This window comes from Kocuria sp. SL71 (genome assembly GCF_026672465.1).
In the GTDB taxonomy this organism is placed as follows: domain Bacteria; phylum Actinomycetota; class Actinomycetes; order Actinomycetales; family Micrococcaceae; genus Kocuria; species Kocuria palustris.
This window is the reverse complement of the sequence record NZ_JAPPRE010000001.1, coordinates 2861403-2887229: the sequence shown is the minus strand read 5'-3', so window position 1 is coordinate 2887229 and position 25827 is coordinate 2861403. Positions and strand designations below refer to the sequence as shown.

At 71.1% G+C, this 25827-nt stretch carries 18 protein-coding genes and 1 pseudogene; 5 read left to right on the top strand and 14 right to left on the bottom strand.

From position 1 onward, the window contains the following. Positions 1 to 368 precede the first annotated feature (368 nt). The 3 genes and pseudogenes from glgB to OVA15_RS13125 form a co-directional block, all read right to left on the bottom strand. Positions 369 to 2537: pseudogene (glgB, locus tag OVA15_RS13135) on the bottom strand (1,4-alpha-glucan branching protein GlgB); the annotation flags it as partial. A 1801-nt stretch (positions 2538 to 4338) separates the two neighbouring features. Beyond that, positions 4339 to 6114, bottom strand: a complete 1776-nt coding sequence (treS, locus tag OVA15_RS13130; RefSeq protein ID WP_006214654.1) for a maltose alpha-D-glucosyltransferase — start codon at positions 6112 to 6114, stop codon at positions 4339 to 4341. Between the two features lie 96 nt (positions 6115 to 6210). After that, entirely contained in the window at positions 6211 to 8337 is a 2127-nt protein-coding gene (locus tag OVA15_RS13125; RefSeq protein ID WP_268145734.1) for an alpha-1,4-glucan--maltose-1-phosphate maltosyltransferase, read from the bottom strand. A gap of 161 nt (positions 8338 to 8498) precedes the next feature. Between OVA15_RS13125 and glgP the strand changes: the two genes are divergently transcribed. After that, complete coding sequence (glgP, locus tag OVA15_RS13120; RefSeq protein WP_268145541.1) at positions 8499 to 11084, top strand: alpha-glucan family phosphorylase; 2586 nt, start codon at positions 8499 to 8501, stop codon at positions 11082 to 11084. A 52-nt stretch (positions 11085 to 11136) separates the two neighbouring features. On the opposite strand, the gene glgX is transcribed toward glgP, so the two are convergent. From glgX to OVA15_RS13090, 6 genes are all read right to left on the bottom strand, one after another. Further along, positions 11137 to 13371, bottom strand: coding sequence for a glycogen debranching protein GlgX (gene glgX, locus OVA15_RS13115; RefSeq protein ID WP_268145539.1), 2235 nt, complete (start codon positions 13369 to 13371; stop codon positions 11137 to 11139). Then, entirely contained in the window at positions 13352 to 14350 is a 999-nt protein-coding gene (rlmB, locus tag OVA15_RS13110) for a 23S rRNA (guanosine(2251)-2'-O)-methyltransferase RlmB (protein ID WP_206391158.1), read from the bottom strand. The genes glgX and rlmB overlap by 20 nt, the downstream gene beginning before the upstream one ends. A gap of 108 nt (positions 14351 to 14458) precedes the next feature. After that, positions 14459 to 15901: a cysteine--tRNA ligase gene (gene cysS / locus OVA15_RS13105; RefSeq protein WP_206391157.1), complete on the bottom strand. Its 1443-nt coding sequence runs from the start codon at positions 15899 to 15901 to the stop codon at positions 14459 to 14461. 10 nt (positions 15902 to 15911) lie between these two features. Then, positions 15912 to 16424: a 2-C-methyl-D-erythritol 2,4-cyclodiphosphate synthase gene (gene ispF, locus OVA15_RS13100; protein WP_206391164.1), complete on the bottom strand. Its 513-nt coding sequence runs from the start codon at positions 16422 to 16424 to the stop codon at positions 15912 to 15914. 2 nt (positions 16425 to 16426) lie between these two features. After that, positions 16427 to 17230 (bottom strand): 2-C-methyl-D-erythritol 4-phosphate cytidylyltransferase, encoded by an 804-nt coding sequence (gene ispD / locus OVA15_RS13095; RefSeq protein ID WP_006214661.1) that lies wholly within the window; start codon positions 17228 to 17230, stop codon positions 16427 to 16429. An 11-nt stretch (positions 17231 to 17241) separates the two neighbouring features. Beyond that, positions 17242 to 17724: a CarD family transcriptional regulator gene (locus tag OVA15_RS13090; protein WP_268145536.1), complete on the bottom strand. Its 483-nt coding sequence runs from the start codon at positions 17722 to 17724 to the stop codon at positions 17242 to 17244. 152 nt (positions 17725 to 17876) lie between these two features. On the opposite strand from OVA15_RS13090, the gene OVA15_RS13085 reads away from it, so the two are divergent. Then, positions 17877 to 18428, top strand: coding sequence for a hypothetical protein (locus OVA15_RS13085; RefSeq protein ID WP_206391156.1), 552 nt, complete (start codon positions 17877 to 17879; stop codon positions 18426 to 18428). Between the two features lie 126 nt (positions 18429 to 18554). Here the strand turns inward: OVA15_RS13085 and OVA15_RS13080 are convergent, their stop codons facing one another. Continuing rightward, on the bottom strand, positions 18555 to 19235 hold the full coding sequence (locus tag OVA15_RS13080) for a response regulator transcription factor (RefSeq protein ID WP_268145533.1): 681 nt from the start codon (positions 19233 to 19235) through the stop codon (positions 18555 to 18557). Further along, complete coding sequence (locus OVA15_RS13075; protein WP_006214665.1) at positions 19232 to 20503, bottom strand: sensor histidine kinase; 1272 nt, start codon at positions 20501 to 20503, stop codon at positions 19232 to 19234. The genes OVA15_RS13080 and OVA15_RS13075 overlap by 4 nt, the downstream gene beginning before the upstream one ends. A 219-nt stretch (positions 20504 to 20722) precedes the next feature. Here OVA15_RS13075 and phoU point away from each other — a divergent pair, with 219 nt between their 5' ends. Further along, positions 20723 to 21373 carry a phosphate signaling complex protein PhoU gene (gene phoU / locus OVA15_RS13070; RefSeq protein ID WP_268145530.1) on the top strand — a complete coding sequence of 217 codons (651 nt, stop codon included), beginning with the start codon at positions 20723 to 20725 and terminating at the stop codon, positions 21371 to 21373. Between the two features lie 126 nt (positions 21374 to 21499). On the opposite strand, the gene OVA15_RS13065 is transcribed toward phoU, so the two are convergent. From OVA15_RS13065 to OVA15_RS13055, 3 genes are all read right to left on the bottom strand, one after another. Beyond that, entirely contained in the window at positions 21500 to 22255 is a 756-nt protein-coding gene (locus tag OVA15_RS13065) for a phosphoglyceromutase (RefSeq protein ID WP_006214667.1), read from the bottom strand. Between the two features lie 63 nt (positions 22256 to 22318). Continuing rightward, positions 22319 to 22669, bottom strand: a complete 351-nt coding sequence (locus OVA15_RS13060) for a DUF2516 family protein (RefSeq protein WP_006214668.1) — start codon at positions 22667 to 22669, stop codon at positions 22319 to 22321. Between the two features lie 10 nt (positions 22670 to 22679). Beyond that, positions 22680 to 23894 carry a trans-sulfuration enzyme family protein gene (locus OVA15_RS13055; RefSeq protein ID WP_268145526.1) on the bottom strand — a complete coding sequence of 405 codons (1215 nt, stop codon included), beginning with the start codon at positions 23892 to 23894 and terminating at the stop codon, positions 22680 to 22682. Here OVA15_RS13055 and tmk point away from each other — a divergent pair. Then, positions 23893 to 24645, top strand: coding sequence for a dTMP kinase (gene tmk / locus OVA15_RS13050; protein ID WP_268145524.1), 753 nt, complete (start codon positions 23893 to 23895; stop codon positions 24643 to 24645). The two genes, OVA15_RS13055 and tmk, sit on opposite strands and share 2 nt — an antisense overlap. Further along, entirely contained in the window at positions 24642 to 25781 is a 1140-nt protein-coding gene (locus tag OVA15_RS13045) for a DNA polymerase III subunit delta' (protein WP_268145522.1), read from the top strand. Before tmk ends, OVA15_RS13045 begins: the two co-directional genes overlap by 4 nt. Positions 25782 to 25827 lie beyond the last annotated feature (46 nt).

The following is a 25827-nucleotide window of genomic DNA, read 5'->3' as shown; positions in this document are numbered from 1 at the left end:
TTCCTTGCTGGACCGTGCCGCTACGTCATCCGCAGCTTCAGCACCCGTCCGAAGCACTCCGCTACATTACCCGTCGCCCTCCCTCAGGTCAACTCGCCGTCTCCGGCGGATGAACTCTCAGAAATCCTGCGACGCGCTGCATGCAGTCCGTGACAGGAGGCCTTCCGGTTGCTCCGTGCCGTCCGGACTGCCGGAGCGACGAAGAAGAACACTACACACGTCCCCCGCTGCGCGCAAACGAGAAGGGGCCCGCCCCCGCGTTGCGTGCGCGAGGACGGGCCCCTTCTCTGCTCAGTCGGCTGCTGTCTCCGGCACCGAGCCTGCGACGGCCTGTCGCAACTGCGAGCTGCGCGCCCGCCGCCGGCCAGTCAGTTCGTCGGCCGGAGCCAGACCGCACCCAGCGGCGGCAGGTCCAGCACCGCGTGGGCCGGCTGCGCGTACTGGGGCTCATCCACGGCCGTGACCGATCCGTTCACCACGCCCGAGCCGCCGAAGCGGAGGTCGTCCGTGTTCAGGACCTCCTCCCACTGCCCGCCGCGAGGCAGCGGCAGATGGAAGCCGTTGTGGGGCATGCCCGCGAAGTTGACCGCGCAGACCAGCGGCTCGCCGGCGGTGTCCCATCGCACGAACGACATGGTGCAGCCCTGGCTGTCGTTGGCATCCAGCCAGGTGAAGCCCTCCGGCGCGTTGTCCTGCGCCCACAGCGCCGGAGTCTGCTTGTAGATCTCGTTCAGCTCCACGACCAGGCGCTGGATGCCCTGGTGCGGCTCCGTCTCCGCGAGCCACCAGTCCAGCGACTTGTCGTTGTCCCACTCGGCGTCCTGCGCGAACTCGGTGCCCATGAAGATCAGCTGCTTGCCGGGATGCGCCCACATGTACGCGAGGTAGGCCCGGACGTTGGCGAGCTGCTGCCAGCGGTCTCCCGGCATCTTGCGCAGCAGGGAGCCCTTGCCGTAGACGACCTCGTCGTGCGAGATCGGGAGGATGAAGTTCTCGGAGTACGCGTACACCATGGAGAACGTCAGCTTGCCGTGGTGGTAGCTGCGGTTCACGGGGTCCTCGCCCATGTACTCGAGCGAGTCATGCATCCAGCCCATGTTCCACTTGATGCCGAAGCCCAGACCGTTGCCGCTGGTGGGACGAGTGACTCCCGGGAATGCCGTGGACTCCTCGGCGATCATCACCGTGCCGGGGCTGCGGCGGTAGGCCGTGGCGGTGGCCTCCTGCAGGAACGAGATGGCCTCCAGGTTCTCCCGCCCTCCGAACTGGTTCGGCTCCCACTCTCCGTGCTCGCGCGAGTAGTCCAGGTAGAGCATCGAAGCCACGGCGTCCACGCGCAGGCCGTCGACGTGGAACTCCTCGAGCCAGTACAGGGCGTTGGCCACGAGGAAGTTGCGGACCTCGGTGCGCCCGTAGTCGAAGATCAGGGTGCCCCAGTCCTTGTGCTCGCCGCGGCGGGGATCCGGGTGCTCGTAGAGCGGTGCGCCGTCGAAGCGGGCCAGGGCGAAGTCGTCCTTGGGGAAGTGCCCGGGGACCCAGTCGACGAGCACGCCGATGCCGGCCTGGTGGAGGGCGTCGACGAGGTGCTTGAAGTCATCGGGATCGCCGAAGCGCGACGTGGGGGCGTAGTAGCCCGTGACCTGGTAGCCCCACGAGCCGCCGAACGGGTGCTCGGCCACCGGCATGAACTCCACGTGGGTGAACCCGTGGGCCTTGACGTAGTCGACGAGCTCGGTGGCCAGGTCCCGGTAGCTCAGCCCCTGGCGCCACGAGCCGATGTGGACCTCGTAGACGCTCATGGGACCGCTGTGCGGGTCCGTCTGCGCGCGGCGCTCCATCCACTCGTCGTCGCCGAACGTGTATTCGCTGTCGAGGACGCGGGAGCCGGTCAGCGGCGGCACCTCGCTCCAGCGGGCCATGGGGTCCGCCTTGTCCTTCCACTGCCCGTCCGGGCCCATGATGCGGAACTTGTAGATGGCACCGTGGCCGACGCCCGGGACGAAGAGCTCCCAGACGCCGCTGCCGCCGAGCGAGCGCATGGCGTGCTCGGTGCCGTCCCAGCCGTTGAAGTCGCCGATGACGCGCACGGCTCGGGCATTGGGGGCCCAGACGGCGAAGCTCGTGCCGCGGGTCTCGCCGAAGCTCGAGGGCCAGCTGCGCACACGGGCGCCCAGGACCTTCCAGAGCTCCTCGTGCCGGCCCTCGCCGATCAGATGCAGGTCCATCTCGCCCACGGTCGGAGTGCTGCGGTACGGATCGTCGACCTCGAGGCTGTGGCCGCCGTCCCAGGTCACGCGCAGGCGGTAGTCGGGGATGCCGCCGTCCGAGGTCGCGGGGATGCGACCGGTGAAGATGCCGCCCCACTCGTGGCTGAGCAGGTGCACGGAGCCGTCTCCGGTGATCGCCTCGACCTTCTGGGCGAAGCGCCGCAGGGTGCGGACCACGACGGTGCCGTCGTCCTGCGGATGCGCGCCGAGCACGCAGTGCGGATCGTAGTACCGGCCCTCGGCGACAGCCGCCAGGACATCCTCGGAGATGGTGTGGGACACGTGGTGCTCGCTTCCGCTGGTCTCGTCCGTCTCCGCCTGCGGTGCTGCGGCGGGGGGCTCCGGGGCGGAGCCTTCCTGCTGGTCGGGGGTCGGCTCCGCGCCGCCCCGGATGGCCTGATCGGCCTGGTACTGCGAGGGTACGCCCGCAGCAGCTGCGCTCGGGCCCGGCACGACGGCCGAGGTCTCGACCGGTGCACCAGAAGCCTCCGACGCGGTGCCCCCCGTCCCCGGACATCCGAGGGCTCGTCGGCCGTCTCCTGGTCGCCAGAGAGCGCACCGGCCGCGGCACCGGCTGCGGGGTCGACGGCGGCCGAAGACTGGGAGCCGCCGAGCGCGCTGAGCACGGCCCTGAGCGGGACGTCGACCCAGTCGGGGCGATTGCGCGACTCGTAGACGACCTCGTACATGGCCTTGTCCAGCCACAGCGCCTGGAACAGGGGATCACGGCGCTCCACGATCGTGTGGGTCACGGCGGTCCAGCCCTCGAGCAGCGCCTCGGCGGCCGCCTGACCCCACTGCTCGGTGTCGCGCCCGGACTCGCGCTGCCCGAACGCTGCGGCGTAGTCCAGCGAGCGCAGCATCCCCACGACGTCGCGCAGGGGAAGGTCTGCGGCCGAGCGCTCCGAGATCTCGCGCAGCGGCTCGCCCTCGAAATCAAGGATGCGGAAGGCGCCGTCGGGACCGCGCAGCACCTGGCCCAGGTGGTAGTCGCCGTGGATGCGCTGCAGCTCGGGCAGCTGCTCGACCTCGCGGGCGCGGGCGATGACCGAGTCCAGCTCCTGCTCCAGCCCGCCCGGACGGTCGCCCATCTGATCGCGGGCCCATTCCAGACGCCCGGACAGCGACTCCAGCAGCGCCTCGCGCCGGGGCCCGAGGGTCTCCTGCGTGCCGAAGGCGGAGGCGAGGTCGCGGTGCATGCGCGCCGTGGCACGGCCGAGCTCGCGGGCCTCCGCGGCGAAGGAGCGGCCTTCGGCGGCGGCCTCGACGGCCAGGCGCCAGGCATCCTGGGCGCCGTCGACGAACTCCGCGGCCACGACCGACTGCCCGACGGCCTGGCGCTGGCCGTCGTCGTCGCCGGTCTCCGGCCAGGTGATCTCGGCCCAGCCCCAGGTCCGTGCCACCACGGAGCAGCCGAGGTCGGTCAGCTCGCGTCCGACCTCGACGTCCGGGTTCTCCCCCTCGCCGAGGATGCGGAAGAACTTGAGGATCAGCGCGTCCTCGCCGGGCTCGACGGGGCGCAGCACCACCGAGGTGTTCGACTGCTCGCCGGCGATCACCTGCACCTGCTCGGCGGCCTTCACGCCCGAGACCGGGGTCAGCGAGTCGTTGGCCGCCCCCGTCATGGCCGCGCGGCGCCCGCCGATCTGCGAGCCCTTGCGCAGCAGGCCCAGCACGGCGTCCAGGAACTCCGGCTGATCCACGGCCTCCCGGACGTGGCGCGTCCCTGCGGAGGTCTCGAAGGAGCCGATCTGCTGGTCGAAGGCCGAGGCGGAGGTCTCCAGCGGCACCTGGACGATGCGCGTCCCGGACGGGGTGCCCGCCCGCAGGAGGTGGATCGCCAGGCCCTCGTCCTCGGGCGAGGCGCCGGCCGGGGACTCGGACAGCGGGATCACCGCGGCCGTCTTGAGGCTCAGCTGCTCGGGGTCGCCGTCGAAGGGGAACCAGCGCCGCGAGGGCAGCCAGCCGCGCAGCACCTCCTCGAGGCTGCGCGCCGGGTGCGACGACGGGTTCACGGCGGACATGTCAGGTCTCCTGTGCAGGTGGTGCGGGTGAACGGGCGAGGACGAGCTCAGCCGAGGCTGGTGATGATCGGCATGGACTGCGTGGGCGGCTGAACTCCCGAGGCGTCGGGCGCGCTGCGGACCCTCAGCCAGAAGAAGTCCTGGGAGCCCAGCGTCACCCGGTAGGTGCCGTCGTCGTCGACCTTGCCGAACGGCTCGCCGCCGAAGACCTCGCGCAGGCCGCGCCCGGCGAACTCCGGCAGATCGATCGTGCTGGCGGCCGGGGTGTGCGACAGGTTGAAGATGCACACCAGCGTCTCCGCCTGCTCCTCGTGCCGCTCGTCCTGGGGATGGAACTCCCGGACGAAGGCGAAGACCGACTCGTGCCCGGAGTCCACGGACCGGAACTCGCCCATGCCGAAGGCCGGGTGCTCGCGGCGCACCAGCAGCATGCGGCGCAGCCAGTGCAGCAGCGACGACGACGAGGCCAGCTGCGCCTCGACGTTCGTCTGCGTGTAGTGGTGCACGAGCGACTGGATCACCGGCAGGTACAGCTTGCCCGGATCCGCCTCCGAGAAGCCGGCATTGCGGTCCGGGGTCCACTGCATGGGCGTTCGGGAGGCGTCGCGGTCATCGAGCCAGATGTTGTCGCCCATGCCGATCTCGTCGCCGTAGTACAGGAACGGGCTGCCCGGCAGCGCGAGCAGCAGCGCATGGATCAGCTCGATCTCGGCCCGCGAGTTGTCCAGCAGCGGGGCGAGACGGCGACGGATGCCGACATTGGCGCGCATGCGCGGATCCGGGGCGTACCAGCCGAGCATCGCCTGGCGCTCCTCGGGGGTGACCATCTCGAGCGTGAGCTCGTCGTGGTTGCGCAGGAACGTGCCCCACTGCGTGCCCTCGGGGATCCGCGGGGTGGTCGCCATGGTGTCGATCAGCGGCTGAGCCCGCTGGTCGCGCAGGGCGTAGAAGATCCGCGGCATGATCGGGAAGTGGAAGCACATGTGGCACTCCGGGGCCTCCGCCGAGCCGAAGTACTCGACGACCTCCTCCGGGGGCTGGTTCGCCTCGGCGATGATCACGCGGCCGGGGTACTCGCGGTCGACCATCTCGCGAAGGCCCACCAGGAAGTCATGGGTGCCGGGGAGGTTCTCGCAGTTGGTGCCCTCCTCCTCCACCAGATACGGGATGGCATCGGCCCGGAAGCCGTCGATGCCCATGTCGAGCCAGAAGCGCACCACGTCGTAGACGGCCTCGACGACCTTGGGGTTCTCGAAGTTCAGATCCGGCTGATGCGAGAAGAAGCGGTGCCAGAAGAACTGCCGGCGCACCGGGTCGAAGGTCCAGTTCGACTCCTCGGTGTCCACGAAGATGATCCGCGCCTCGGAGTACAGCTCATCCGTGTCCGACCAGACGTAGAAGTCGCCGTACGGGCCCTCAGGGTCCTCGCGGGAGGCCTGGAACCACTCGTGCTGATCCGAGGTGTGGTTCAGAGGCAGATCCGTGATGACGCGCAGACCGCGGGCGTGGGCCTCGGCGACCAGGCGCTTGAAGTCGGAGACGGTGCCGAACTCGTCGAGCACCGAGTAGTAGTCCGAGATGTCGTAGCCGCCGTCGCGCAGGGGCGATTCGTAGAACGGCGGGATCCAGAGGCAGTCGATGCCGAGCCACTGGAGGTAGTCCAGCCTCTCGATCAGACCCGAGAAGTCTCCCGAGCCGTCGCCGTTGGCATCCGAGAAGGCGCGCACGAGGACCTCGTAGAACACTGCCTTGCGGAACCAGTCCGGATCGTGCGAGATCCCCGGGGCGTTGACTCCGAAGCTGGCCGGGTTGATGGCATTCACGTGCGGTGCATCTCCTGCTGCTGGTTTCGTGCTGCGGAACGGGCCGGGCGCCGCGGCGGGCGCCCGGCCCGGGTAGTGCTCGCGGATCGTCCGCGCTCAGCGCCGGCGACGCACACTGACGATGTGGACGGGCTCGTAGAACGGGTCCAGGCGGACCCACACGCGATCGCCCCAGGACCAGGACTCTCCCGTGAGCAGCTCATCGGCTGCGAAGGTCCCGTCCTCGGCGCGATCCTGCGGCGCCAGGCGCAGGGCCTCCAGGTCGAGCTCGATGTTCGCGGTGCGCACCGAATGCGGATCGGTGTTCGCCACGACGATCAGCGTGTCCTCGTGCTCCCCGTCCGGCCCCTGGACCGTCTTGGTCTTGGAGAAGCACAGGATGGCGTCGTCGTCGGTGGGGTGCAGGGTCAGGTTCTGCAGGTCCCCGAGGGCCGGGTGCTCGTGGCGCAGCTGGTTGAGGCGGCGCACGTAGGGCGCCAGCGAATCGCCGCGGACCTCCGCGTCCTTGAAGTCGCGCGGGCGGTACTCGAACTTCTCGGAGTCGATCGACTCCTCGGCGCCCGGGCGCTGGACGTTCTCGTAGAGCTCGTAGCCGGCGTACATGCCCCACAGGGGCGAGGCCGTGGCCGCGATCGCCGCTCGGATCTTGAACGCCGGGCGCCCGCCCTCCACGAAATAGGACGTGAGGATGTCCGGGGTGTTCACGAAGAAGTTCGGACGGTACTGGGCGGCGGTCTCCCGGGTGACCTCCTCCAGGTACTCCTCGAGCTCCCACTTGGCGTTGCGCCAGGTGAAGTACGAGTACGACTGCTGGAAGCCGGCCTTGGCCAGGCCCTGCATCATGGCCGGGCGAGTGAAGGCCTCGGCCAGGAAGACGACGCCGTCGTCGATCTTCCGGACCCGATCGAGCAGCCACTCCCAGAACCACAGCGGCTTGGTATGCGGATTGTCCACGCGGAAGATCCGCACGCCGTGGGAGATCCACAGCTGCACGATCCGCAGGACCTCCCGGCACAGCCCCTCGGGGTCGTTGTCGAAGTTGATCGGATAGATGTCCTGGTACTTCTTGGGCGGGTTCTCCGCATACGCGATCGTGCCGTCGGCGCGCGTGGTGAACCACTCCGGGTGCTGCTGGACCCAGGGGTGATCCGGGGAGGCCTGCAGCGCGAGGTCCAGGGCGACCTCGAGACCCAGCTCCCGGGCGCGGGCGACGAAGTCGTCGAAGTCCTCGAAGGTGCCCAGATCAGGATGGATGGCGTCGTGGCCGCCGTCGTCGCTGCCGATCGCCCAGGGCGAGCCCGGATCGTTCGGACCCGCGTGCAGGGTGTTGTTCGGCCCCTTGCGGTGCGCGTGCCCGATCGGGTGGATCGGCGGCATGTAGAGGACGTCGAAGCCCATGTCCGCGACGGCGGGCAGGCGCTCGGCCGCGGTGCGGAAGGTGCCCGAGCGGAAGCCGCCCGTGGTCTCATCGCGCACGGCACCCTCGGAGCGGGGGAAGAACTCGTACCAGGCGCCGCGACCGGCGGCATCGCGCTCGACGCGCAGCGGCAGGGGCTCGGAGCTGGTCACGAGGCTGCGGATCGGCGAGGCGGCGACGATCTCCAGGACCGAGCGGTCCGCGGCGCGGGCGAATCGCTGGCTGGCGGGGATCGAACGATCCTTCAGCTGCTCGGCGATCTCGCCCAGCAGGCGTCGTTGCGACTCGGGGCGCTCGGCCTCCGAGGCGGCGCGCTCGAAGACGACCACGCCCTCGTCCATCATCAGCTCGACGTCCTGCCCGACACCGAGCTTGATCTCGGCGGCGTGGCGCCAGGTCTCGTACAGATCGCCCCAGCCCTCGACGGTGAAGCTCCACTCGCCCTCGGCATCGGGGCGGACCCAGCCCTCGTAGCGATCTGTGCCCGGGGCGCTGAGGCTCATGGCGGTGCGCTGGTGCTCCCGGCCCTGCGGGTCACGCAGCACGGCGGTCACGCCGAGGGCGTCGTGCCCCTCGCGGTAGACGGTCGCGGCGATGCGGATGTCCTCACCGGGCAGGGCGGTGGCGGGACGGCGCCCGCACAGCACGGACGGGGACACGTTCTCGATGGGAATGCGTCCGTAGACGAGACCGGACAGATCGACGGGCTCGACGGCGGCAGCCGGGGCAGCCGGGGCCCCCGCGGCGGACGGCGCGCTCGAGCTGGGCTCGGGAGCGGAGGCGGAGTCTCGGGGCGGCTTGGGCATGCTCTTGGAGGTCACCCCCACACCGTAGTCAGTCCGGCGGTCCATGGTGAAGCAGGTCACGAGCGATTTTCCGAGCGACGGCCCGTATCGCTGCGCAGACAGGGCCGTGGAATCCGAGGGGGCCTCGTCCGGAGCCCTCTGCGGCGCTAGGCTCCGGAGGTGTGAAGGCCATCAGAAGGTTCACCGTCCGGACGTCCCTCCCCGAGTCGATCAGTGCGCTGAGCCGACTGGCCGCCAATCTGCGCTGGTCCTGGCACCGGCCCACCGAGCAGCTCTTCCGGGATCTCGGCCCGGAGGCCTGGGAGGCCTCCGGCGGGGATCCCGTCCAGGTCCTGGGCTCGCTGACCCGCGAGGAGATCCAGCAGATCGCCGAGGACGACGAGCTCGTCCGGCGCATCGACGCCCTGGGCCGCGACCTCGAGACCTACCTGAGCGAGCCGCTGTGGTACCAGCGCGAGCACGGTCGCGACGGCGCGCGGTCGATCGCCTACTTCTCCGCCGAGTACGGCATCACCTCCGTGCTGCCGCAGTACTCGGGCGGTCTCGGCATCCTGGCCGGCGATCACCTCAAGACCGCCTCCGACATGGGCGTGCCCGTGGTGGGCGTGGGCCTGCTGTACCAGAACGGCTACTTCAACCAGTCGCTGTCGCGCGACGGGTGGCAGCTCGAGGACTACCCCGTCCTGGACCCGCAGGGCCTGCCCCTCACGCTGCTGCGCGAACCTGACGGCTCCCCTGCGAGGATCTGGCTGCCCATGCCTGACGGCGGGCGGCTGGGCGCCCAGATCTGGCGTGCCGACGTGGGGCGCGTCCCGCTGCTGCTGCTCGACTCCCAGATCACCGAGAACGACGACGTCTTCCGCGGCGTCACGGACCGCCTCTACGGCGGCGGGGGCGAGCACCGCCTCCAGCAGGAGCTGCTGCTGGGCATGGGCGGCATTCGCGCGCTGCGCGAGTTCTCACGGCTCACCGGCGCCCCCGACCCGGAGGTCTTCCACTGCAACGAGGGCCACGCGGGCTTCGCCGGAATCGAGCGCATCGCCGAGCTGATGAGCCCCGGCACCGACGGCGGCGGGGGCATGTCCTGGCTCGAGGCCCTCACCGCGGTGCGCGCCTCGACTGTGTTCACCACGCACACCCCGGTCCCGGCCGGCATCGACCGCTTCGAGCGCGAGATGATCGAGCGCTTCTTCTCCACCGAGCTGGCCGGGCCCGCCCCTCTCGAGGAGATCCTGGCTCTGGGGCGCGAGGACCACGACGGCGGCGACGGCAGCCGGTTCAACATGGCCGTCATGGGCCTGCGCCTGGCCCAGCGGGCCAACGGCGTGGCCAAGCTGCACGGCGCGGTGTCGCGGCAGATGTTCTCCGGGCTGTGGAACGGCTTCGACACCGACGAGGTCCCCATCTCGTCGGTGACCAACGGCGTGCACGTGCCGACCTGGATCGATCCGCGCATGGAGGCCCTGGCCGTGGACCGGTCGCAGCCGGATCTGCGCGCGCGCTGGCGGGCTGTGGCCGAGGTCTCGGACGAGCAGCTGTGGCGCGTGCGCGCCGAGATGCGCGCGGATCTGGTGGCCGATGTCCGTCGTCGCCTGCGCGCGTCGTGGAAGCAGCGCGGCGCCGCTGATGCCGAGCTGAGCTGGACCGATTCGGTGCTCGATCCGGAGGTCCTCACGATCGGCTTCGCCCGACGGGTGCCCACCTACAAGCGCCTGACCCTGATGCTGCGCGATCCGCAGCGCCTCAAGCGCCTGCTGCTGGACCCCGTGCGCCCCGTCCAGCTCGTGATCGCCGGCAAGTCCCACCCTGCCGACGAGATGGGCAAGCGCATGATCCAGGACCTGGTGCGCTTCACCGACGACCCCGAGGTCCGCCACCGCATCGTGTTCCTGCCGAACTACGACATGTCGATGGCGCGCACCCTGTTCCCGGGCTGCGACGTCTGGCTCAACAACCCCCTGCGACCGCTCGAGGCCTGCGGCACCTCCGGGATGAAGGCCGCGATCAACGGCGGGCTCAATCTCTCGGTGCTCGACGGCTGGTGGGACGAGCTCTACGACGGCCAGAACGGCTGGGCGATCCCGACCGCCGACAACCGGGCCTCCGACGATGAGCGGGACGGCATCGAGGCCGCAGCGCTCTACGAGCTGATCGAGAACCACGTGGCGCCCCGGTTCTACAACGAGATCCACGACGCCGGGGCGGACCGCGTCCCCCATCAGTGGCTGGCCATGGTGCGCCACACGCTCACCATCCTGGGGCCCAGCGTCTCGGCCGCTCGCATGGTCGCGGACTACGTCGAGCAGCTCTACCTGCCGGCCGCCCGGGCCGGCCGCGCCGCCTCCGCGGCCGATCACGCCCAGGCCCGCTCCACGGCGGCCTGGGTCGCCCGGGTCCGCCAGGGCTGGGCGGGCGTGCGGATCGAGCATGTGCGCACCGGGGGGCTGCACTCCGAGCCGCAGATCGGCGATGCCATCGAGGTCACCGCCTACGTCCGGCTCGGCGAGCTGAGCCCCGAGGACGTCCGCGTCGAGGTCGGCTTCGGCCGGGTCTCGGGCAGCGATCACATCCACGAGCGCAAGCACCAGGATCTGAGTGAGGTCCAGCGCACCGATTCCGGGGACTGGGCCTTCACCGGATCCTTCACGATCGACCGATCGGGTCCGTTCGGCTACACGGTGCGCGTGCTTCCCGACGGGGACGGGCTGACCACCAGCGCCGAGCTGGGCCTGGTGGTCAGCGCCTGAGACGCTGAGAGCGGCTGAGCACGAGGCGTCCTCGGCTCCGGTGCCGAGGTCTTCAGTCGAGCGACAGCGCGCCCACCGTCATGGCCGGCAGCGCGAGCGCGTCTCCCCCGCGCAGGATGCGCCCGTAGGAGCTGCGCAGCTCGGCATCGGTCGAGAAGACGAACTCGACGGCGCGCTCAGCAGCCTCCGCCGCTCCGTGCGGCGCATCGGGGCCCTCCGCCTCGGGGTTCGGCGTCTCCAGATGCGCCGCGACCGCGTGGGGGTCGTCCTCGGTGAAGAGGGACTCGGACAGGTGCGGGATCCGGAACTCGATGTCGCGCAAGGTCCCGTTGAGCACCACGAGCCCGGCCACGCCCCCATGGCGGGCGCGCACCAGCATCTGCACGGCGCGGGCTCCCTCCGCCTCCCAGTCCTCGGCCCGCATGAGCCTGCCCTCAGGGGTGAACCACAGGACCCGGATGTCCTCCGGGCGCATCATGTAGTCCTCGGCCTGCAGGGACATGAACCGGCGCCGGACCTGCAGCGCCTCCTTGGTGGCCGCCAGCATGGCCCGCTCTGCGGGAGTGTGCCGCCAGCTCACGTAGCCGATCGGCCCGTCCTGGCAGTACGCGTTGTTGTTGCCGCCCTGGCTGCGCAGCATCTCGTCACCGGCGGTGATCATGGGCACCCCCTGCGAGAGCACCAGCGTGGCCATCAGGTTGCGCGCCGTGCGCGCCCGGGCGCTGCGCACGGTGCCTGAGCGGCTGGGCCCCTCTTCGCCGTGGTTCCACGAGTGGTTGTCGTTCGTGCCGTCACGATTGTCCTCGCGATTGGCCTCGTTGTGCTTGTGGTCGTACGTCGTCAGGTCGTGCAGCGTGAAGCCGTCGTGGGCCGTCACGAAGTTCACCGACGACAGCGGCGTGCGTCCGGAGGCCGCGAAGCGCCCCGGCGAGCCCACGAGCACGTCTGCCATGCGCGAGAGCCCGCCCCCGGGGGCTCCGGCGGACATGGCGCGCTGCTCAGTGAGCCAGAAGTCGCGCACGGTGTCGCGGTAGATGTCGTTCCAGTCGGCCCAGCCGGGAGGGAAGTGCCCCGTCTGCCAGCCGCCCATGCCCACGTCCCAGGGCTCCGCGATCAGCTTGGAGCCGCCGATCGCGGGATCCGCCACGGCGGCGACCAGGAACGGGTGGCGGGCGGTGAAGCTGTGCGAGGAGTCCCGACCCAGCGCAGGTGCCAGATCGAAGCGGAAGCCGTCGACGTGGCAGACCTCGACCCAGTAGCGCAGGGAGTCCAGCGCCATGCGCACGACCTCGGGGCGGGAGAAGTCCAGCGTGTTGCCGCAGCCCGTGACGTCGAGGTAGTTGCCGCTGTCGTCGTGGCGGTACCACTGCCGGTCCCCCAGCCCGCGCCAGCAGTAGGGCTGCTCGCCCATGCCCGCCTCTGCGGTGTGGTTGTAGACGACGTCCAGGATGACCTCGATGCCCGCTGCGTGCAGGTCCTTGACCATCTGCTTGAACTCGTCGATGACCCCCTGCGGTCCGCGCTCCTGCGAGGCGCGGGAGGCATAGGCCCCGTGCGGGGCGAAGAAGGACAGCGTGTTGTAGCCCCAGTGGTTGCTCAGCCCGCTGGCCGTGAGATGAGGCTCGTCCAGATGGGCGTGCACCGGCAGCAGCTCGACGGCGGAGATGCCCAGCGAGCTCAGGTGCTCGATCATCACGGGGTGGGCGAGGCCTGCGTACGTTCCGCGCAGCTCCTCCGGAATGCCCGGGTGGTGGATCGTCAGGCCCTTGACGTGGGCCTCGTAGATCACGGTGTCGCGCCAGGGGATGTCCGGGGCGAGGTCCCCGGCCCAGTCGAAGGCGTCGTCGATGATCTCGGAGACGTAGCGGCTGCCGTAGGTGTCCGGCTGGGTGACCCCGCGCTGTCCGGGTGCGCGATGGACCTGCCGCAGCCCCCGACCGTGGGGGTCCAGCAGGATCTGCTCGTCCAGCGGGGTGGAGCCGTCGTCGAGCAGCGACGAATCCGCCGCCACGAAGCCGTAGAGGGTCCCCCAGGGCATGGCGGAGCCGCCGCCGACGGCTCCCGGCACCAGGTCGAAGTGGATCCCGCCCTCGATCCGACGCAGCGTGTGGCGGCGCCAGCGGCCACCGGGCACCTGCCAGACCAGATCGAGGCGATCGACCCCGGGCGCCCAGACGGCCACGTTCGTGGCGTTCTCTCCGCCCAGTGCCTGGGAGATCCCGAGCGGACGGGGCCGTGAGCGCGCCGGCCCCGGCGCGGTCGGGCGCCTATGCAGAGTGTGCGGCACGACGGCACGAGGTCTCGTAGAGGGCGATGCCGACGGCCATGGACGCGTTCAGCGACTCCATCTCTGACTGGATCGGGATGGAGACGATCTGGTCGCAGTGCTCCGTCATCAGCCGGGAGAGGCCCTTGCCCTCCGAGCCCACGACGATGACCAGGGGCTCCGTGGCCAGGGACAGCCCCGGCAGATCGACCGAGCCGCCGCCGTCGAGCCCGACGACGAAGTACCCGCGGGACTTGGCGTACTCGACCGTGCGGTTGAGGTTGGTGGCCTGGGCCGCGGGGACACGGGCTGCGGCGCCGGCGCTGGTCTTCCAAGCGGTGGCGTTCAGCCCGGTCGAGCGGCGCTCGGGCAGCAGGACGCCGTCGCCGCCGAAGGCCGAGACGCTGCGCATGATCGCACCCAGGTTGCGGGGATCGGTGATGCCGTCCAGGGCGACGAACAGCGGAGCGCGCTCCGCCTCGCGATCGCGCTTCCAGCGCCGCATGGCCTCATCAAGCAGGTCGTCGGCGGCGCGGTACTCGTAGGGCGGCACCTGCAGGGCGATGCCCTGGTGCACGGCGTCCTCGGTCAGGCGGTCGAGCTCGGGGCGGGTGGCCTCCAGCACCGGGATGCCGCGACGGCTGCACAGCGTGAGGATCTCGCGGATGCGGTCATCCGCCTCGATCCGCACCATGATGTAGGCCGCCTTGGCGGGGATCTCTGCGCGCAGGGACTCCAGCACGGAGTTGCGCCCCGTCACGAGGTCCTCGGTCTTGCCCGGTCCGCGGCGGTTGGGACCGCGGCGCTGCCCGCGCTCGCCGGCGCCGGTGGCCGCGCGGTGCTCCGCGGCCTTCTTCTGCTTGTAGGCCTTGTGGTACGGGCGATCCTCCGCGCGCGGGGTGGGGCCCTTGCCCTCGAGCTTCTTGCGGCCGTGGCCGCCGGTGCCCGCGGTGGGCCCCTTCTTCTTGGAGCTTCCGCTGCTCCGTCGGGGTGCTGACATGCTGTGCCGCCCATTCATCTCGTGACCGGTCGTGCCGGTCGTGGTCCAGTGCGCAGGCGCTGCGGGCCCATGGGCCGCGCGCCCGCTTCGGTCTTCGGCCGGGAAGCCTCAGCCCAGCGTCCAGGTGGAGCCTCCGGCTCCGTCGGCCACGACGATCCCGGCCTCCGCCAGGGTGTCGCGCAGCCGGTCGGCCTCGGCCCAGTCCTTCTCGGCGCGAGCCGCCGCGCGGCGCTCGAGCAGGTCCTGCACCAGCTGATCGAGGGCCTCGTGCTCCTGGGCTCCGGCCCCCGCCTCGCCCAGTTCCATCAGTGCGCGCAGACCCAGGATCTCGGTCATCCCGGACACGGCGCGAGCGGCCGCGGCCAGCTCCGAGGCCTGCTCGGTACCCGCGTGCAGAGCGGTGTTGCCGGCCCGCACGCGGTCGTGCAGCACGCCCAGCGCTCGGGGGACGTTGAGGTCGTCGTCCATGACGGCGACGAAGTCCGCGGGGATGTCCGCAGACTCCCAGTCCAGGTCCGCGCCCGCCGCCGAGGCCGCGACCAGGAAGGCCTCGATGCGCTCCACGGCTGCGGCCGCCTCCTCGAGCGAGGTGGGGCGGTAGTCCAGCACCGAGCGGTAGTGGGCCTGCCCGAGCATGTAGCGCACCACCAGGGGACGGTTCTCGGCGAGCATCTGCTGCGGATCCACGGTGTTGCCCAGGGACTTGGACATCTTCTCGCCCTGGTAGGCCACCAGCCCGTTGTGCAGCCAGAAGTTCGCGAAGCCCCGCCCTGCCGCCGCCGACTGGGCCAGCTCGTTCTCGTGGTGCGGGAAGCGCAGGTCGAGACCGCCGCCGTGGAAGTCGAAGCGATCGCCCAGGTAGCGCCCGGCCATGGCCGAGCACTCCAGGTGCCAGCCGGGGCGGCCGCGGCCCCACGGCGAGTCCCAGGACGCCGTGAGCGGGTCCTGGTCCTTGTGGCCCTTCCACAGCGCGAAGTCCCGGGGATCGCGCTTGCCGCGCGGGTCCGCGTCTGCGGCGTCCTGCATCTCGTCCAGGCGCTGATGGGTCAGCTCCCCGTAGCGGGGCCAGGAGCGGACGTCGAAGTAGACGTCCCCGGAGCCGTCCTGGGCCGGGTAGGCGTGGCCGCGCTCGATCAGCTCGGCGATCAGCTCGTGCATCTGCGGGATGTGCCCGGTGGCGCGCGGCTCGTACGTGGGGCGCTCGATGCCCAGAGCGTCGTAGGCCTGGTGGAAGACGCCCTCGAAGCGATAGGCCAGGGCCCACCAGGGCTCGTTCGGATGGTCTCCGTCGAAGCCCGGCTGCTCGGAGGCACGGGCCTTCTCCAGGATCTTGTCGTCGATGTCCGTCACGTTGCGCACGGCCGTGACCTTCAGACCGCGGAAGCGCAGCCAGCGGACGAGGATGTCGAAGACCAGCCCGGAGCGCACGTGCCCGATGTGCGGCCCGCTCTGCACGGTGGCGCCGCAGTAGTACAGGCTCGCCTCCCCCGGCACGACAGGTTCGAAGTCGCGGACGGAGGCTGAGGCGGTGTCGTAGAAGCGCAGTGTCACGCCCGGAAGTCTACCGAGGCCCGGCAGACGGCACGACGAGAGCCGTGGCCATGGCAGCGAGCCCCTCGTCACGTCCGGTGAAGCCCAGCCGGTCCGACGTGGTCGCCGCGACCGAGACGGGGCAGCCTGCGGCGCGGCTGAGCGCCTCCTCAGCCTCCTGTCGTCGCGGCGAGAAGCGCGGCCGCTGCCCGATCAGCTGCACGGCCACGTTGCCCGGCTCGAAGCCGACAGCGCGCACGATCGCCGCGGCCTCCGACAGGATCCGCACGCCCGAGGCTCCGGCCATCTCCGGGCGGTCGGTGCCGAAGTTGGAGCCGAGGTCGCCGCACCCGGCGGCGCTGAAGAGGGCGTCGGCCGCGGCGTGGGCCACGACGTCGCCGTCCGAGTGCCCGGACAGGCCCCGCTCGCCCTCCCACAGCAGGCCGGCCAGGTGCAGCGGCACCAGTCCGCCCGGGTGCTCGGCGCACTCCTGATCGGAGGCGAAGGCGTGGACGTCCACCGAGATGCCGGTGCGCGGGATCATGGTCACGGGCGCTGCTCCTGCTCTGCGTGCTCTGCCTCCGGCCGGGCCTCGAGGCGCTGCCGGCGCTCGGCGAGCACGGCCTCGGCCAGCAGCAGGTCGAGCGGTCGGGTGATCTTGAACGACTCCTCGTGGCCCTGCACGGCGATGACCCGCTCCTGGGACCAGCGCTCGACCAGCGAGGCGTCATCGGTCAGGGAGAGCTCATCCGCGCCCTCGGCGACGGCCTGCTCGTTGACGCGGCGCAGCAGCCTCCAGTCGAAGCCCTGGGGCGTCTGGATGGCGCGCAGCCGAGTGCGGTCCACGGTGCCCGAGAGCCTGTCCTGGGCGTCGATCCGGCGCATGGTGTCCACGACCGGCAGCACGGGGATGACGGCGCGATGCTCGCGCAGCGCAGCGGCCACGTCCCGGAAGACCTGGGCGGGGGTCAGGCAGCGCGCGGCGTCATGGACGAGCACACTGGCCGGGGCGGGGCCCTGGGCCAGGAGATCGAGGGCGGCGCGCACGCTGGCGGCGCGGGTCTGCGCCCCCGTGACGGGCTGCGCGCCCAGCTCGCGGCACACGGCGCTGAGCTGCTCGTCCCCGGCGGGCACGGTCACGACGATCCGCCCGCCCTCGGCGCATACTCCGGAGTCGAGCACCGCTCGCAGGCTGTGCTCGAGGATGGCCCGCCCGGCGAGCTCCACCAGGGCCTTGGGGATGCCGCGGCCCAGGCGCTGTCCCGAGCCCGCTGCGACGACGACGACGGCGCACCCCGTCCCGGAGGAGGGGTGCGCCGTCGTGGGGGCCGTGCGGCCCGAGGACTCCACGGGCTGAGCCTTCAGCCGGCCAGGATGTCGTCGAGGCGCTTCTCGGCCTCTTCCTCGTCGATGTCCTTGGCCAGGGCCAGCTCGGAGGTGAGGATGTGGCGGGCCTTGGTCAGCATGCGCTTCTCACCGGCAGACAGGCCGCGGTCCTTGTCCCGGCGCCAGAGATCGCGCACGACCTCGGCGACCTTCAGGACGTCGCCCGATGCCAGCTTCTCCACGTTGGCCTTGTAGCGGCGGGACCAGTTGCTGGCCTCCTCCACGTCATCGGCCTGCAGGACGGCGAAGACCTTCTTGAGGCCCTTCTCATCCACGACGTCTCGCACGCCGACCAGGTCGACGTTCTCCGCCGGGACCTCGATCACGAGATCACCCTGGGTGACCTTGAGCTTCAGGTACATCTTCTCCTCGCCCTTGATGGTGCGGGTCTTGATCTCCTCGATCAGTGCCGCGCCATGGTGGGGATAGACGACCGTCTCGCCAACCTCGAAAACCATGTATGGTGCCCCTTTCCGCCGGTCGATTCTAGCACGAGGCGCACAGCAGCCTGATCGCCTCCTTCGAGAACCCTTGGAGCGGATGCGGACGATCCGTGCCCAAGCGGATACCATGGCCGGAGCATCACCGACCTGTCTGAGGAGTTCGCGCCGTGACCAATGCCGCCCGCAAGAGGCTTCGCACCATCGGCCTGGGTGCCGCCTTCGCTGCCGCCGCACTGACCACGTCCGGGTGCGCTGCGCTGACCAACGACCAGGAGACGGCATCGCAGTACTCCCCCGCTGACGGCATCGTGGAGCAGCTCGGCGACCTGAGCATCAACAACCTCCTCATCGTCGCCGATTCCGCCGACTCGGACGGCCGCCTGCTGGGCACCCTGGTCAACGAGTCGGACGAGGAGATGTCGGTCGAGATCGCCGTCGAGGGCGCCGATCCGATCACCGTGGACGTCGCCCCGGAGGATGAGATCCGCTTCGAGGACGACGAGAACGAGCAGCTCGTGGTCCCCGCCGGCGCCGAGCCCGGCCTGATGGTGCCCGTGACCATCACCGTCGACGGCGAGACCCTGGAGCACGAGCTGCCCGTGCTCGATCACACCTTCCCGCGCTACGCCGAGTACATCCCCGGCGGTGCGCCGTCGACCCCGGCCAACCCCTCCAACACCCCGGCTCCCGAGGACGAGGAGGAGGGCAGCCACCACTGAGGCCCCTGCACCGGGCCCTGACCGGTCCGGTGCAGCGCAGGCATCGCACACGACGGCGGGGCGGCGACCACCAGGTCGCCGCCCCGCCATCGCTCTGCCCGCCGCGGTGGAGCCGCGGCGGGGGCCTCAGACCTCGAACTTGTAGCCGAGCCCTCGCACCGTCACCAGGTGGCGCGGATCCGAGGGGTCGGGCTCGATCTTGGAGCGCAGCCGCTTGACGTGCACGTCGAGGGTCTTGGTGTCGCCCACGTAGTCGGAGCCCCACACGCGGTCGATGAGCTGTCCTCGGGTCAGCACGCGGCCCGCATTGCGCAGCAGCATCTCCAGAAGCTCGAACTCCTTGAGCGGCATGTTCACCGTCTCGCCCTCGACCGTGACGACGTGGCGCTCGATGTCCATGCGCACGGGTCCGGCCTGCACGGTCGCCGAGACCAGCTCCTCGGGCTCGGAGCGGCGGCGCAGCACGGCGCGGATGCGCGCCACGAGCTCGCGCGACGAGTACGGCTTGGTCACGTAGTCGTCGGCGCCCAGCTCGAGGCCGAGGACCTTGTCGATCTCGGCCTCCTTGGCCGTGAGCATGATGATCGGGACGTTCGAGCGCTGGCGCAGCGCCTTGCAGACCTCCGTGCCGGACAGGCCCGGCAGCATGAGATCGAGCAGGACGAGGTCCGCGCCGGCGCGATCGAACTCCTCCAGCGAGGCCTGGCCGTCGGCCACGACCTCAGGGTCGAATCCCTCCTTGCCCAGGAGATAGGCCAGGGGCTCGGACAGCGACTCCTCGTCCTCCACGATCAAGATCCGGGTCATGCGGACTCTCCTCCTTCTCGTCGGGCCGTCCCGGCGCGCACGGGGCGACGGCCCCGGCGGCCGGAAGCGGCCTGCTCTGCATCGTTCGCCGCAGCGCCCTCGGCGCCGTCGGCCTGGTCCTCCTGGCCCTGCTTCCCGCCGCCCTGCTCGCTCATCAGCGGGATGCAGAGCGTGAAGGTGGAGCCCTGGCCCTCCTCGGACCAGATGTCCACCCTGCCTCCGTGCTGCTGCATCACGTGCTTGACGATGCTCAGCCCCAGACCGGTGCCTCCGGTCTGACGGGAGCGCGCCGAGTCCACGCGGTAGAACCGCTCGAAGATCCGATCCTGCTCGCTCTGCTGGATGCCCGGGCCCTGGTCCGTCACCGCGATCAGGGCCATGCCGTCTCGCTGGCGCAGGCCCACGCCCACCCGCGTGCCCGGAGGCGAGTAGCGGATGGCGTTGTCGATCAGGTTGCGCACGGCGGTGGTCAGCATGTCGGCGTCGCCGAAGGCCGGAGCATCGACGGAGCCGCCGATCACCAGGCTGATGTCCCGGGACTCCGCCGTCATGCGGTTGCGGTCCACGGCCTCGGCCACCACGCGCCCGAGCTCCACGGGCCCGCCGGAGGTCACGACGTTCTGGCCCTGCAGGCGCGAGAGCTCGATGATGTCCTGCACCAGCAGGGTCAGCCGCTCCGACTCGCGATGCAGCCGGGACGTGAAGTGACGCACGGCGTCCTCGTCCTCGGCGGCGTCCTCGATGGCCTCGGCGAGCAGCCGGATGGCGCCCACCGGGGTCTTCAGCTCATGGGACACGTTGGCCACGAAGTCGCTGCGCACCGACTGGGCCCGGACGATCTCGGTCTGGTCCTCGGCCAGCAGCAGCACGAACTCATCGCCCAGCACGGCCACGCGCACGTCGAGCACGATCACGCCGGTGTTCTCCGCCCCGCGGCCGATCTCGACGCGGCGCTCCTCCGTCACGCCGGAGGCCCGGGCCGCCCGGATCATGCCCAGCAGCTCGTCGCGCACGATCGAATGCCCGCGCACCAGGCCGAAGGCGTAGGCGGCCGGTGAGGCGCGCACGACTCCGTCGACCCCGTCCACGACCACGTAGGCGGGGCCCATGACCGACAGGACGTCCGCGGCGCCGTGCGGCAGCTGGGGCTCGCCGATCTCCGCCGCCTCGATCCTGCGCCGGGAGGTCCCGCGCAGGGCGAAGAGACCACTGAGTCCGAGCAGCAGTCCGATCAGCCCCGACAGGAGCGCGAGAAGCAGGGGTTGCACCCTCCCAGAGTAGGGCCACCCCGGGCGCCGACGCGTGCGCCTCGACGCTGTCGGGCGGGCCGACGCCTGGGCGCCACAGGGAGATCACCGGACGTTCTCCCGCCGTTCACCGCAGGCCCGGCCGCGCTGCAGCCGGCGCGCGTAGCCTCGACTCTTCGATCATTGCAGTGAGGCGGGCGTCCTATCCGGGCGCAGGGGCCGCCCGAGGGGAGGCGCAGGATGCGCACGGTGTTCCAGGCGGAGCTCAAGCAGGTGGGCGATGAGCTCGTGGCGATCGCCAGGCTCGTGCGTCAGGCGCTGTCCGAGGCCCGCTCAGCTTTCCTGGAGACCGAGCTCGAGACCGCCCAGGGCGTCATCTCCAACGACGCCCGGATCGACCTGCTGCAGGACGAGCTCGATGAGCGCTCGATCGACATCCTGGCCCGCCAGTCCCCCGTGGCCTCCGACCTGCGCACCCTCGTGGCCGCGCTGCGGATGAGCACCTCGCTCGAGCGCATGGGCGACCTGGCTCGGCACCTGGCTCAGGATGCCCGCCGCCGCTTCCCGGAGGCCGTGATCCCCGAGCGTCTGGCCGACGACTACGCGCGGCTCTTCGAGCTCGACCTGGCCATCCTGGACGGGGTCATCGAGATGCTCGAGACGCGCGACATCTCCCTCTACGACCGGATCGCCGAGCAGAAGGCGCAGGTCAGCGCCGTGCACCGCGGGATCCTCGATGCCATGGGCCGACCGGACTGGGACGCCCCGGTGCACACGACCGTGGATGTCACGCTCTCGGCCCGCTATCTCGAGCGCATGAGCGATCACGGGATCGCCGTGGCCCGCAAGGTCTCGTACCTGGTGACCGGGCAGTGGGCGCCCCCGGCCTGAGCCGGACGGTGCGAGCAGCACCGCACCCAGCGACGACGGGGCCCGGATGCCTGATGGCATCCGGGCCCCGTGCGCTGAAGCGCTGCTGCCGGCCTGCGCCCCGGTGGTCGGGGCGCAGGCCACAGCTCACTTCTTGCCCTGGTTCGCGACCGCCTTGATGGACTCGGCCGCAGCCTCCGGGTCCAGGTACTCGCCGCCGGGGGTGATCGGCTTGAAGTTGGCGTCGAGCTCGTAGACCAACGGGATGCCGGTGGGGATGTTCAGGCCGGTGATCTCATCGTCCGAGATGCCGTCCAGGTGCTTGACGAGCGCGCGCAGCGAGTTGCCGTGCGCGGCCAGCAGGACCGTGCGCCCTGCCTTGAGGTCCGACTTGACCTGGTCCTCCCAGTACGGGAGGAAGCGCTCGAGAACGTCCTTGAGGCATTCGGTGCGCGGGAGGTTCTGGACGTCCTCATAGCGGGGATCGCCGGCCTGCGAGTACTCGTCGCCGTCCTCGATGGGGGGCGGCGGGACGTCGTAGGAGCGGCGCCAGGTCATGAACTGCTCCTCGCCGTACTTCTCGCGGATCTCCGCCTTGTCCTTGCCCTGCAGGGCGCCGTAGTGGCGCTCGTTAAGGCGCCAGGAGCGCTTGACGGGGATCCAGTGGCGATCCGCGGCATCCAGGGCCAGGTTGGCCGTCATGATCGCGCGGCGCAGCAGGGAGGTGTGCACGATGTCCGGGAGCAGACCGCGCTCCTTGAGCAGCTCGCCGCCCCGAGTCGCCTCGCCGCGACCCTTCTCGGTGAGAGGCACATCCACCCAGCCCGTGAAGAGGTTCTTCTCGTTCCAGTCGGACTGCCCGTGACGGAGCAGGATCAGGTTGTACTTCGCTTCAGTAGCCATGCCCCGAGTATCGCACCTGAGGGACCGACGGGCGAGTGCCGAGCTGACCCGCGACCGGCGGCGTCACCAGGCCGAAGGCCCCGAGGACTCGACGTTGACAGCGGGCTTGACATCCGCCAGGTACACGCCGGAGGCGGTTGCCGCGACCAGCACGAAGATCAGCTGCCCCATCTGCGGGATGCCGCCGGTGAGCAGCGCGATCACCGCGGGAACGGTCATCAGCAGGCTGAAGAGCAGGCAGGCGCCCGTCACCAGCATCCAGAAGGTCCGGGTGCGCTTGAACGCGCGCTGGAACTGGATGGGCTTGGCAGACAGGCAGTGGAGGAACGCCATGGCTGCCAGGACGGTCACCAGCACCATGACGGCGACGTCGACCACCCCGACGGCCAGGAGGATGAGGGAGGTGAGGGACATGGCCACGATCCTACCGGGCGGCGGGCTCGACCACTGCGGCCAGCGCCCGCTCGAGGTCCTCCCAGAGGTCCTCGACGTCCTCGATGCCCACGGACAGGCGCACCAGCGACTCCGGGACCGTGCGCGGCTCCTCGGGGTGGCGGCGACGGCGCTCGACGAGCGACTCGACGCCGCCCAGCGAGGTCGCCGGCACCCACAGGCGCAGGGCTTCGACGACACGATCGGCCGCTGCGGCGTCGCCGTCGACCTCCAGTCCCACGATCGCCCCGAAGCCGCCCTGCAGCTGCTGAGCGGCCCGCTCGTGGCCGGGGTCCTCCGTCAGGCCCGGGTAGCGCACGGCGCGCACGCCGGGCTGCTCGAGCAGGCGACGGGCGATCTCGGCGGCGCTGGCACCCGCGCGCTCGACGCGCAGGGACAGCGTGCGGATCCCCCGCAGGGCCAGCCAGGTCTCGAACGGGCCGGGAATGGCGCCGTGGCGGGAGCGATGGGCGTGCAGGCGCTGGCGGAGCTCGGGATCCACGGCGGTGGCCGCTCCCAGGACGACGTCCGAGTGCCCCGCCAGGTACTTGGTGGCCGAGTGCACGACGAGGTCGGCACCCCAGGCCAGCGGACGCTGCAGCAGGGGCGTGGTGAAGGTGCTGTCCACGCAGCTGAGCACACCCAGGCGACGGGTGCCCGCCAGGATCTCCGGGAGGTCGGCGACCTCGAGCATGGGATTGGTGGGCGACTCCAGCAGCACCAGATCTGCGCCCTCGGCGGCGGCCAGCACGGCGTCGGTGTCGGTCACCTCCACGGCATCGACGCGGATCCGACCCTCCTGCTCGGCCTCGCGCACGAGCGTCATGGTGCCCATGTAGACGTGCACCGGCACGACGACCCGGCCGCCCAGCGGCACGAGCGAGAGCACGGCCGAGATCGAGGCCACCCCGGAGGCGAAGGCCAGCGACGGCAGCGGCGAGCCCTCAAGCTGACCCAGCACGGATTCGAAGTTGTCCCAGGTCGGGTTGCTGGCGCGGCAGTACATGCGCTCGCCCGGCACGGGCTCCCCCGCGCCGCGGTAGGTCGAGCTCAGCACGATCGACGGGCCGACGGGAGCATCGCGCTCCGGGGCCGGGCGACCGCCGGCGACCGCGATCGTGGCCGGACGCAGCCGCCCGTGGAGGGTCTCCCCCGAGGGCTGCTGCCCGTCGATCGGGCGGGGCGCGGCGGAATCCGGAGAAGTCATGGCCTCACCCTATGACGGCCGCGCCCACACGCTTCATGGGGGCGGCGCCGATGTCTGCCGCGGCCCCTACAGTGTCCGTGTGACATTCCAGACCAGCCCAGCGAGCACGCCTGCCGCTCTCATCGCCTTCGAGGGCGGCGACGGCGCCGGCAAGTCCACGCAGCTGCGCCTGCTGGCCGAGTCCCTGCGGGAGCGCGGCGTGCCGGTGCTGCTCACCCGCGAGCCCGGCGGATCGGCCCTGGGCGAGCAGATCCGCTCCCTGGTCCTGGACCCCGAGCACGCGCCGGTGGATCCGCGCACGGAGGCGCTGCTGTTCGCCGCTTCGCGCAGCGCCCACGTCCAGCGCACCCTTCTTCCTGCGCTGCGCGAGGGCATCACGGTCCTGACCGATCGCTACCTCGACTCCTCGGTGGCCTATCAGGGAGCGGCGCGCGAGCTCGGCACGCAGACCGTGCGGGATCTGAACCTGTGGGCGGTCGACGGCCTGCTGCCGGATCTGACCGTGCTGCTCGACGTCCCCGAGGAGACGGGGCGGGCTCGCCGGGCCGAGCGCGCCCCGGATCGCATGGAGCAGGAGCCCGCCCCCTTCCACGAGGAGGTCCGCCAGGCCTTCCTGGAGCTGGCCAGGCAGGCGCCGCAGCGCTACCTCGTGCTGCAGGCCGACGCCCCCGTGGAGGAGCTGGCGGCGCAGATCCGCGAGCGCGTGCTCGACCTGCTGGCCCAGAGGGCCTCCGGAGGGCAGCGATCGTGAGCGTCTGGGACGACCTGGTGGGGCAGGACGCCGTCGTGGATCAGCTCGCCCGGGCTGCCCGTGATGAGCAGCCCTCGCACGCCTGGCTCGTGACCGGGCCGCCCGGATCGGGGCGCTCCCACGCCGCTCTCGCGCTGGCGGCCGCGCTGCTGTGCGAGCAGCCGGATCCCGCCGATCGCGGCTGCGGCGAGTGCTCCGCCTGCCGCACCGTCCGCGCCGGCTCGCACGCCGATCTCACACACTTCCGCACCGAGCACACCGAGATCCGCATCGACGAGGCCCGCGAGCTCGTGGTCAGGGCTCAGGACCGCCCGTCGGTGGGGCGCTGGCGGGTCATGGTGATCGAAGACGCCGACCGCATGGCCGAGCGGACCTCCAACGTCATGCTCAAGGCCATCGAGGAGCCGCCGTCGGGGACCATCTGGCTGCTGTGCGCGCCGAGCCCCAGCGACGTCCTGGTCACCATCCGCTCGCGCTGCCGCCCCGTCACCCTGCGGGTGCCGCCCGTGGAGGCCGTGGCCGAGCTGCTCGAGCGCCGCGACGGCGTGCCGGCGGCCCGCGCACTGGAATGCGCCCGCCTGGCCCAGTCCCACGTGGGCGTGGCGCGCCGGCTGGCCCTGTACGACGACGCCCGCGAGCGCCGTCGTCGGGTCGTCGAGATGCCTCTGCGGCTGGGCGGCGTCTCGGATGCCGTGCGCGAGGCAGGGCGGCTGACGCGCCTGGCCGAGGAGGAGGCGACCGCCGAGTCGGAGGCCCGGGACGAGGAGGAGCGCGCGCACCTGCTGACCTCCATGGGCGCCGCGGAGTCCGGGAAGATGCCGCCCAGCGTGCGCAGCGCCCTGCGGCGCCTGGAGGAGGACCAGAAGCGCCGCTCCAAGCGCGTGCGCACGGACACCCTGGACCGCTTCCTGATCGATCTGACCACGTTCTACCGCGATGCCCTCACGCTGCAGCTGCAGACCGGGTCGGAGCTGGTCAACCAGCACATCGCGGACTCGCTGCGCGATCACGCGCTGAACTCCACGCCCGAGGAGTCCCTCGAGCGCATCGACACGATCGCCCGCACGCGCACCAGGATCCGCACCAGCGCCGCCGCCGGACTGGCCTTCGAGGCCATGGCCGTCTCTCTGCTCTGAGGCCCGCCCGTCGGCGCGTCCCGTGCGCGCCGGGCCGGACCACGAA